Annotated in this window: 9 protein-coding genes and 1 pseudogene (1 of these 10 cut by a window edge); all 10 read left to right on the top strand. The window is 66.2% G+C overall.

Annotated elements, in window-relative coordinates; translation table 11 throughout:
* Window positions 1–570, top strand: a 570-nt coding sequence (locus tag AB1609_04780; GenBank protein ID MEW6045784.1) for a DUF624 domain-containing protein, incomplete at its 5' end; no start/stop codon positions are given.
* Entirely contained in the window at window positions 567–2,258 is a 1,692-nt protein-coding gene (locus tag AB1609_04775; GenBank protein MEW6045783.1) for a CTP synthase, read from the top strand. The genes AB1609_04780 and AB1609_04775, both read left to right, overlap by 4 nt.
* A gap of 165 nt (window positions 2,259–2,423) precedes the next feature.
* A complete protein-coding gene (locus AB1609_04770; GenBank protein MEW6045782.1) occupies window positions 2,424–2,906 on the top strand; it encodes a bifunctional nuclease family protein in 483 nt (160 codons plus the stop codon).
* A 147-nt stretch (window positions 2,907–3,053) separates the two neighbouring features.
* The gene (gene rho, locus AB1609_04765) at window positions 3,054–4,322 is read left to right on the top strand and encodes a transcription termination factor Rho (protein ID MEW6045781.1); all 1,269 of its coding nucleotides are present in this window, start codon (window positions 3,054–3,056) and stop codon (window positions 4,320–4,322) included.
* A 158-nt stretch (window positions 4,323–4,480) separates the two neighbouring features.
* On the top strand, window positions 4,481–5,542 hold the full coding sequence (locus AB1609_04760; protein MEW6045780.1) for a M23 family metallopeptidase: 1,062 nt from the start codon (window positions 4,481–4,483) through the stop codon (window positions 5,540–5,542).
* A 73-nt stretch (window positions 5,543–5,615) separates the two neighbouring features.
* Window positions 5,616–5,813: pseudogene (gene rpmE / locus AB1609_04755) on the top strand (50S ribosomal protein L31).
* Window positions 5,814–6,106: 293 nt separating this feature from the next.
* Window positions 6,107–6,652, top strand: coding sequence for a helix-turn-helix transcriptional regulator (locus AB1609_04750; protein ID MEW6045779.1), 546 nt, complete (start codon window positions 6,107–6,109; stop codon window positions 6,650–6,652).
* Complete coding sequence (locus tag AB1609_04745; protein MEW6045778.1) at window positions 6,649–7,614, top strand: quinate 5-dehydrogenase; 966 nt, start codon at window positions 6,649–6,651, stop codon at window positions 7,612–7,614. Before AB1609_04750 ends, AB1609_04745 begins: the two co-directional genes overlap by 4 nt.
* Window positions 7,615–7,755: 141 nt before the next feature.
* Complete coding sequence (greA, locus tag AB1609_04740; protein ID MEW6045777.1) at window positions 7,756–8,247, top strand: transcription elongation factor GreA; 492 nt, start codon at window positions 7,756–7,758, stop codon at window positions 8,245–8,247.
* On the top strand, window positions 8,244–9,274 hold the 5' portion of the coding sequence (lysS, locus tag AB1609_04735; GenBank protein MEW6045776.1) for a lysine--tRNA ligase. Its footprint extends 472 nt past the window's final position; 1,031 of the gene's 1,503 nt are visible here — the first part of the coding sequence; its start codon is at window positions 8,244–8,246; its stop codon lies off the right edge, out of view. Before greA ends, lysS begins: the two co-directional genes overlap by 4 nt.

Below are 9,274 nucleotides of genomic sequence, written 5' to 3'. Positions count from 1 at the left end.
TCTCTCTTCACCCTCGCGACCGCAGCCTTCGTGGTTGTCTTGCTGACCGTGCCCGCCTTCACGGCCCTCGTCGCCGTCTCCCGATCCCTCGCCAGGGGAGAGGAAGTGCCGCTCGCCGGATTCTGGTACGCCTTCCGGTCGTACTTTGCCCGGAGCGCAGGGATCGCCGCAGCTGGCGGGCTTGTGATGGTGATCCTCGTGCTCGACCTCGCTTTCTTCCTTCAGGCTCCCTCGGTGTGGGTGCGGGCCGTGGCGGGGGCGTGGGTGTGGCTGATCGTCTACGGCGCCGCAGTGGTGACGGTTGCCCCTGCGGTGCTGGTGTGGATGGGGCGGGGGCCGCTCGTCACTTTGAAGCAGGCCGCGCTCATCGTGCTGGACAACGCCGTGGTGAGCGCCGTGCTCATGGCCGCACTTGCCGTGCTTGGGGCGGCGAGCGTGGTGCTGGGGGCCCCGCTTCTTTTGCTTTTCGGGCAGATGAGTGCGTTTTTGTTGAGTTCGGCGATGGAAGCCATCCTGGAGCGTTACCGCCTGCTGCAAGAAGATAGCGGAAAGGCAGGAGAAGGGCTTTGAGTTCCCAGACACCGGGCAGGCCGGCACCCTCGTCATCCACCCGGTTCATCTTCGTCACGGGGGGCGTGGTGTCGAGCCTCGGCAAGGGGATCACCACGGCCTCCATCGGGCGGCTGCTGAAGAGCAGAGGCCTGCGCGTGAGCATCGCCAAGCTGGACCCTTACATCAACGTGGACCCGGGCACGATGAGCCCGCTGCAGCACGGAGAGGTCTTCGTCACCGACGACGGGGCCGAGACCGACCTCGATCTGGGGCACTACGAGCGGTTTATCGACGAGAGCCTCACCCGGGACCACAACGTGACGGCGGGGACCATCTACTGGTCGGTCATTTCCCGGGAACGGCGCGGCGACTTCCTGGGTGGCACCGTTCAGGTGATCCCCCACATCACCAACGAGATCAAAGAGCGCATTCTGAGGCTGGCGGGAGACCCCCCGGCGGACGTGGTGATCGTCGAGGTCGGGGGGACGGTGGGCGACATCGAGAGCCTGCCGTTCTTGGAGGCCATCCGCCAGCTCCGATCCGAACTGGGCCGGGACAGCTGCTTTTACGTTCATGTGACGCTGGTGCCTTACCTGCGCGCCACGGGCGAACTGAAGACCAAGCCCACGCAGCACAGCGTCCGGGAGCTTCGCAGCATCGGGATTCAGCCCGACGCCATCGTCTGCCGCTCCGAACGCCCCTTGGGCGACGACATCAAGGCCAAGATTGCCCTGTTCTGCGACGTCGAACCCGGCGCGGTCATCCCGAACCCCGACGCCGACACCATCTACGCGGTTCCGCTGACCTTCGCGCAGGAGGGGCTGGACGACATCATCATCGACCGCCTGAAGCTTCGGGAAGCCCGCCCGCGGGACCTGAGGGGCTGGGAGGAGATGGTTCGCCGGATCCGCTACCCGCGCCACCAGGTACGGGTCGCCATCGTGGGCAAGTACATCGCGCTGCCCGACGCCTACCTATCCGTGGTAGAGGCCCTCAACCACGGGGGCATCGCCAACGACGCCCGGGTAGAGATCAAGTGGGTGGACTCCGAACGCCTCGAGACCACCGAAAGCGACTGGGGCGCAATTCTCGAAGACGTAGACGGCATCCTGGTACCGGGGGGCTTCGGGCCCCGAGGCATCGAGGGAAAGATCGGGGCGGCCCGCTTCGCACGGGAGCGCAGGGTGCCATATCTTGGCCTGTGCCTGGGGATGCAGGTGGCGGTCATCGAAGTGGCGCGCCATGCGTGCGGGCTCACCGGTGCCAACAGCACCGAGTTCGATCCCGACACGCCGCACCCGGTCGTCGATTTGATGCCCGATCAGCGGGGAGTGGAGAAGAAGGGCGGCACCATGCGGCTTGGCCTTTACCCGTGCTACCTCCACGAGGGGACGAAGAGCCGTGCCATTTACGGAAGCGAACTGGTCCACGAGCGCCACCGCCACCGGTACGAGATCAACAACGCTTACCGGGAAACCCTGGAATCGTGCCAGGTGCGCTGGGCCGGCACCTCCCCTGACGGGCGGCTGGTGGAGATGATGGAACTGGTGGACCACCCCTTCTTCGTCGGGAGCCAGTTCCACCCCGAACTTCTCTCCCGGCCTACCCGGCCTCATCCCCTGTTCCGGGAGTTCGTGCGAGCGGCCCTGGAGCACCAGAACCGCCCGTCGGTGCGCCTTGTGGGCCGATCGGGGGACCTGTTATAATACCCGTAGCGAAGTGGCGTCCCAGATTAGAGGATTCCGGGTTCTTGCCTACCGTCCTGAACGACCTTCGCATGGAGGCTCTTCTAAGCTGTCCCCAGCTTCGAGGCCGGGCACGGGGGTTAGTTGTCCACTCGGCCCGGCGGAAGGGACAAAGGGGTGAGCGCCATGCTCCGGATGAAGGTTAAGGTCGTGGGGATCGACCAGAACACGATGGTGCCCGTGGTCGTCATTACCGATAGCGACGAGAAGGGGTTCATCCCCATCGTCATCGGGCCACCGGAGGCGCAGGCGATCACCCTGGCACTCGAGGGCAGCCGGCCTCCTCGTCCCCTTACCCACGACCTCATGAAGAACCTGCTGGACTCCGTGGGCGCCAAGGTGGAACGGGTGGTTATCTCGGAGCTGCGGGACGAGACCTATTACGCCCGTATTTACCTGAAGACCCGGGATGGCAGGGTAGACGTGGACGCCCGGCCCAGCGACGCCATTGCGCTGGCGCTGCGAACCGATGCGCCCATCTTCATCTCCGAAGAGGTGGCGGCTAAAGCGCTGATAGCCAGCAAGCCGATTGACGATGAGGAGATGGAGGAGTTCCGCCGCTTCCTGGATAAGCTGACGCCAGAAGATTTCGAGAAGCATCTCCACTAGTTCGCGGCGCGGGGGCCGCGCAGCCGGCCCTCTGTGATGGCTGCCCCTGGTGATCCGGTTCTTGTGGGGGACTTCCTGCGCCGGGGCTTTTTCGGGCCTTTTTACCGGGCGGTATGGCTATTTTCCGTTGACGGGAGCGAGTAAGAGGTGACCATTGCCGAACTGCAGGCCAGGAGCATCGACGAGCTGCGAGAGGCAGCCAAGGAGCTGGGGGTGAGCGGGTACACCAAGCTTCGCAAGAAGGACCTGGTTCGGGAGATCCTCCGGGCCGAAACCGAGAGGGACGGGCTCACCCTGGTCGAGGGCATCCTGGAGATCCTTCCGGACGGGTACGGCTTCTTGAGGGTGCAGGGGTACACGCCCGGCCCCAACGACGTCTACGTCTCGCCCTCCCAGATCCGGCGGTTCAGCCTGCGCACCGGAGACTCGGTGCTGGGGCAGGTCAGGCCCCCCAAAGAGAGCGAGAGATACCATGCGCTGCTGAAGGTCGTCGCCGTCAACATGCTGGACCCCGAAAAGGCCCTCAACCGCCCCGTCTTCGACGACCTGACTCCCGTCTACCCCCACGAGAGGCTCCGGCTCGAGGTCGGCCCCAAAGAGATCGCCATGCGGCTGGTGGATATCATCGCGCCGCTGGGCAAGGGCCAGCGCGGGCTCATCGTCTCGCCCCCGAAGGCCGGCAAGACCACGGTTCTGAAGAAAATCGCCAACAGCATAAGCATCAACCACCCGGAGGTTGACCTCATCGTGCTGCTGGTCGACGAGCGGCCGGAAGAGGTCACCGACATGAGGCGTTCGGTGGACGGGGAAGTGGTCGCTTCCACCTTCGACTTGCCCCCGGAAAACCACGTCCGGGTGGCGGACCTGGTGCTGGAGCGCGCCAAGCGCCTCGTCGAGCACGGCCGCGACGTGGTGCTGCTGCTCGACAGCCTCACGCGGCTGGCACGGGCCAACAACCTGGTGGTGCCGCCCAGCGGGCGCACGCTATCGGGCGGTGTCGACCCGGCCGCGCTCCACAAGCCCAAGCGCTTCTTCGGGGCGGCCCGCAAGATCGAGGAAGGCGGCAGCCTCACCATCCTTTCGACCGCGCTCATCGACACCGGAAGCCGCATGGACGAGGTGATTTACGAGGAGTTCAAGGGCACCGGCAACATGGAGCTCCACCTGGACCGCCGGCTCGCAGAACGCCGGATCTTCCCGGCCATCGACATTTACCGGTCGGGCACGCGAAACGAAGAACTCCTGCTCACCGAACGCGAGCAGGACATGATGTACATCCTGCGCAAGGCGCTCAGTTCGCTCGGCACGGCCGAGACGACGGACCTGCTCATCGACCGGCTGTTGCACACGAAGAGCAATCAGGAGTTCACGGACCTGATCCTGAAGTCGGCCTTTGCGGAAAACGTCCGGGCTTGAGGGAGCAGCCAGCGTTGCCCTCAGCATCGCCGGGGCTGTGAGCCGCGCACAGCAGGGCCGCAACGCGTAAGGGCCGGCTCGCGAAGCTGTTTTTGTGGAGGGAGGGGCTTGCGGTGCCTCCACCAGCTGCTCCGCCGCCGGCTGCGCCTGGGGCGGACTTGGACGAGCCCGACGACGCAGAGGCGCGCTCAGGCGACTCCAACCTCGATCTTCCCCGCTCATCCCTTTCCCGCTCGAAAAGGATTGTCACTGCGGTCTTGGTGGTGGCCGCGGCCGCTGGCGGCTGGGTAAAGGGCGGGAGCCTGACGTGGCCCGCCCCCATGGAAGCCGTGGGCGCACAGTACGGGCCGGCCCGGCCCTCAAGGCTGGCCGGTGACGGCGAGGGCGGCCCGGCCGCCGACCAGGAGACGGTCGAAGCCATCCTCTCGCAGGCGGAAAGCGAGGGTCAGCAGGACGGGCCCGGGCACGGCGAGGACGGCGGGCCGGCCAACGAGGCAGTCCGCCCGGTTCGCATTTACTCCCACCGCGTCCAGGAGGGAGAGACGCTGTGGGACATCGCTCGCCAGTACGGAACCGACGTAGCCACCATCGCGTCGGCCAATGCGCTTTTCGACGTCGATTTCGTGCGGCCGGGACGGCTGCTGCAGGTGCCCGACACCAAGGGCATCGTGCACACCGTGCAGTCGGGGGAGAGCCTGTGGGAGCTCAGCCGGCTCTACGGGGTGAGCGCCGACGTCATTGTGAAGGCCAACGCGCTTGCCACCCCGGAGTTGATCCGGCCCGGGACGCGTCTTGTCATCCCGGGGGCGAAGGGTCCCCGGACGGAGAAGCTGGTGGTCGACGGCCGGCTGCTGCGGGCGTTTTCCCAGCCGGTCAAGGGCCGGATTGCCTCCCGGTACGGGTGGCGCTGGGGCCGGCTGCACGAGGGTATCGACATCGCCGTTCCACAGGGGACCCCCGTGCGAGCATCGGCCCCGGGCCGAGTTGTCTTTGCGGGGTGGGGTGGCGGGTACGGCTACCTGGTCAGCATCGACCACGGGTACGGCGTCGTGACGCGCTACGCGCACAATTCCCGCATCGTGGTGCGCGTCGGGCAGCACGTCATGCGGGGCCAGGTGGTCGCTTACAGCGGGAATACCGGCAACTCCACGGGGCCGCACGTGCACTTCGAGATCCGGTACCGGGGCCGCGCGGTCAACCCGCTTTCGTACCTGCGCTGAGGATGTTATAATGACCGCTGTGTCCTGCGCATACGAAGCAGGTGCGCTCGTGAAAGGCTGGACCGACGACGGCATGAAGAAGGGCATTCATCCTGAGTACCGCCTGACAACCGTGACGTGTGCCTGCGGTAACACGTTCGCGACCGGATCGACCCGGGAAAACATCCGCGTAGAGATCTGCTCCGCCTGCCACCCGTTCTTCACAGGGGTGCGGCAGGCGGTAGTGACCACCGGCGGCCGGGTCGAAAGGTTCCGCCGCCAGGTCGAGCAGGCCCGGCAGGTTCAGGCGGCGCGTAAGGCGGCCGCCAGGGGCGCCGCCGGGCGCACGGGCCGAAAGACCGGCCGCTAGAGCGAGCCGGGAAGCTGCGGGCGGTCAAAGCCCACGCTTTTCTCGCCTTTCGAGTGCCGGGCGGTAGACGCCCGGCACTTTTGCTGGCTTCCGCAACCTCAGGCCTTGAGCAGGGCCTGCGCCTCTTGCGGCTTGAATGAGCACAACTGACGTGGTATGGTGGTGCCGCGGGTGTGCACAAAATAGTGCACGCGACGGTGAAAGGATCGTCCCGGGTGGATCCTGAGGGGCCGGACCTCTGGCGTATCGGTGACAAGCTGGTCTCCCGGGAGCGGCTCTTCCGGGCCATCGACCGCCTCATGGAGATGCGGGCGAGGGGGCTGTCGCAGCAGGAGGTCGCCCGGTCGGCCGGGGTCGACCGCAGCTTCGTTTCCCGCCTTGAGTCCCTCGGGGAGGTGCGGCGTGGATCCCGGGTGGCCGTCGTCGGGTTCCCGGTGGCCAACAAGGCCGAGCTTGAGGCGGCCGCGCGGCAGGCCGGCGCGGAGCTGGTTTTTCTGATGACCAACGAGGAGCGGTGGCGCCACGCCCGGGAGAGGCCCGGCGACCAGCTGTTCAATGAACTCATGGAGTACCTGTCCATCCTGAGCCGTTTCGACCGCGTCATCTTCCTGGGCTCGGACATGCGCATCCGGCTGGTGGAGGCTATTTTGGGGAGCGACCGGGTCATCGGCGTCAGCCTGGGCCCCTCGCCCATCACCAAGGACGCCGAGGTGGATCCGCACCGGATCGCGGCCCTGATTAGCGGGGTGAAGTCCAGTTGAAGCGCGTCGTGAGCGTGAGCCTCGGCTCGTCGCGGCGTGATCACCGCTGGGAGACGGAGTTTCTGGGCGAGCACGTCGTCGTGGAGCGCATCGGCACCGACGGCGACATGCGCAGGGCGATTCAACTGGTCCGCGAACTGGACGGCAAGGTGGACGCCTTCGGCATGGGGGGCATCGACCTCTACATCCGGGCGGGCAACCGCCGGTGGGCGTTCAAGGACGCGCGGCGCATAGCCGAAGCGGCCCGGGTGACTCCCATGGTGGACGGTGGCGGCCTCAAGGACACCCTGGAACGCTGGGTCATCGAGTACCTCACCCGGGAGGTCGGGTGGAGGCTGGCCGGGCGGCGCACCCTCATGGTGCTGGCGGTAGATCGCTACGGCATGGCCGAAGCACTGGTCGAGGCCGGCGCCGATGCGGTCTTCGGGGACCTGATCTTCGGGTTGGGTGTGCCCATACCGCTGCGGTCCCTGCGCTGGCTGAAGGTGCTGGCCTTCGTGCTGGCCCCCATCATCACGCGGCTTCCGTTTCAGCTCTTCTACCCCACCGGCAAGAAGCAGGAGGAGATCGTCCCCAAGCACGGGCGCTTCTACCGCTGGGCCGAGGTGATCGTGGGCGACTTCCACGCCATTCATCGCCACATGCCGGACGACCTGACCGGAAAGGTTATCATCACCAACACCGTCACCTCTTCCGACGTGGAAGAACTCCGGCGCCGGGGCGTCGCCGTGCTGTGCACGACCACTCCGGACCTGGGTGGCAGGTCGTTCGGCACCAACGTCCTCGAGGCGGCCCTGGTGGCGGTCAGCGGGCGGCGTCCCGAGGAGTTGACCCGGGACGACTACCTGCGCCTGATCCAGGAGGCGAAGCTGCGCCCGCGGATCGAGGTGCTCAACCGGCAGACGGCGTGGGCTGCCGCACCCGGGCTTCCCGGCGTCCAGGGCGCACAGGCAAAGGCCTGAAGCCTGAGCTTGACACGTCCAGGCGCCATCCCTATAATTGGCGATGCTGCAGGCAGGCAAGAGGAGCACTGGTGCTTTTCTCCGGGCGCCAGTGCTCGTGTGCTGTTTTGCAAGGCTTTCGTTTTAAGGGGGCATGATGCGGTGCCGGCCCAGAGCGACGGGGAGATTCTCCTGACCCCTGAAGGGTTGCGGCGGCTGGAGCAGGAGCTTGACTACCTGCGTACGGTTCGCCGTCCGGAGGTAGCAAACCGCATCAAGCAGGCGCTGGAGTTCGGAGACATCTCCGAAAACGCCGAGTACGACTCCGCCAAGGAGGAACAGGCCGCTGTCGAAGCCCAGATCGCAAGGATCGAAGCCATCCTGGGGCGGGCCCGGGTCGTCGAGGCCGATCAGGCCGATGGGGCCGGGCAGGTGGTCACGGTCGGAGGGCGGGTCAGGCTGAAGGACCTCGAGACCGGTGAGGAGTTTGATTTCACGCTGGTCAGCCCCGCGGAGGCTGACCCGTCGGAAAACCGCATCTCCTATGAGTCCCCCGTCGGAAAAGCCATTCTGGGCGAGCGTGTCGGCAGCGTGGTGGAGGTCAATGCGCCGGCGGGGAAGATCCGCTACCAGGTGATGGGCGTCGAGCGATGAGCGACGATCATCATGATGAGCAGCCCGCCGCCGACGAGGAGCAACTCCGAGAACTCTCCGAACAGGTAGCCATCCGCCGGCAGAAGCTGGCACAGATGCGGGCGGCGGGAGTGCCCCTTTACTCGGGGCCGTACCGCCGTACCCATACGGCCGCCGCCATCACGTCAGGCTTCGACGCTTTGCAGGGACAGAAGGTTGCGGTGGCGGGCCGGCTAATGGCGCTGCGGCTGCACGGGAAAATCGGCTTTGCCGACCTGGTGGACGGCTCGGGCCGGATACAGCTCTACCTGAGAGAAGAACGGCTCGGCCCCTCTTTTTCCTCCTTCTTTGAACTGGATAGGGGCGACATCATCGGGGCGAGGGGTACGGCGATCCGGACGCGGCGCGGCGAGATCAGCGTCGAGGTGGAATCCTACCAGCCGCTGGTTAAGGCGCTGCAGCCCCCGCCGGAGAAGTGGCACGGGCTAAGGGACATCGAGCTGCGTTACCGCCGGCGCTACCTCGACCTCATGACCAACCCCGACGTTCGCCGGCTCTTCACGCTGCGGGCGGCCATCGTGCGGGCCGTCCGCGACTTCTTTGCATCGGAGAACTTCGTGGAGGTCGAAACGCCCTCGCTGCATCCCGTGGCGGGCGGCGCCAATGCCCGCCCCTTCGTCACCCACCACAACGCGCTGGACCTGGATCTGTACCTTCGCATCGCTCCCGAGCTCTACCTGAAGCGGTTGCTCGTCGGGGGGTTCGAAAGGGTTTTCGAGATCGGTAAGAACTTTCGCAATGAGGGCATCTCCCCCAGGCACAACCCCGAACACACCTCTTTGGAGGCTTACCTGGCCTTCGGCGACTGGCAGGACATGATGGACCTGACCGAGCGCTGCGTGGCCCACGTCGCCCGCACCTGCCTGGGGACCCTCGAGGTTGAGTACGCCGGCCACCGCCTCGATTTGACGCCGCCCTGGCCGCGGTTTTCCATGCTGGAGGCGCTTTACCGGTTCGGGGGCGTCGACCTGAGGCACACCCGCGACGC

This window comes from Bacillota bacterium (genome assembly GCA_040754675.1).
Classification (GTDB): Bacteria; Bacillota; Limnochordia; order Limnochordales; family Geochordaceae; genus Geochorda.
Note: the sequence above shows the minus strand (reverse complement) of the source record. Positions and strands in the feature narration are given on the sequence as shown.

Bases quoted from the DNA above. Each gene is read 5' to 3' on its own strand.
- AB1609_04770 (MEW6045782.1), top strand. From the start codon at position 2,424: ATGCTCCGGATGAAGGTTAAGGTCGTGGGGATCGACCAGAACACGATG.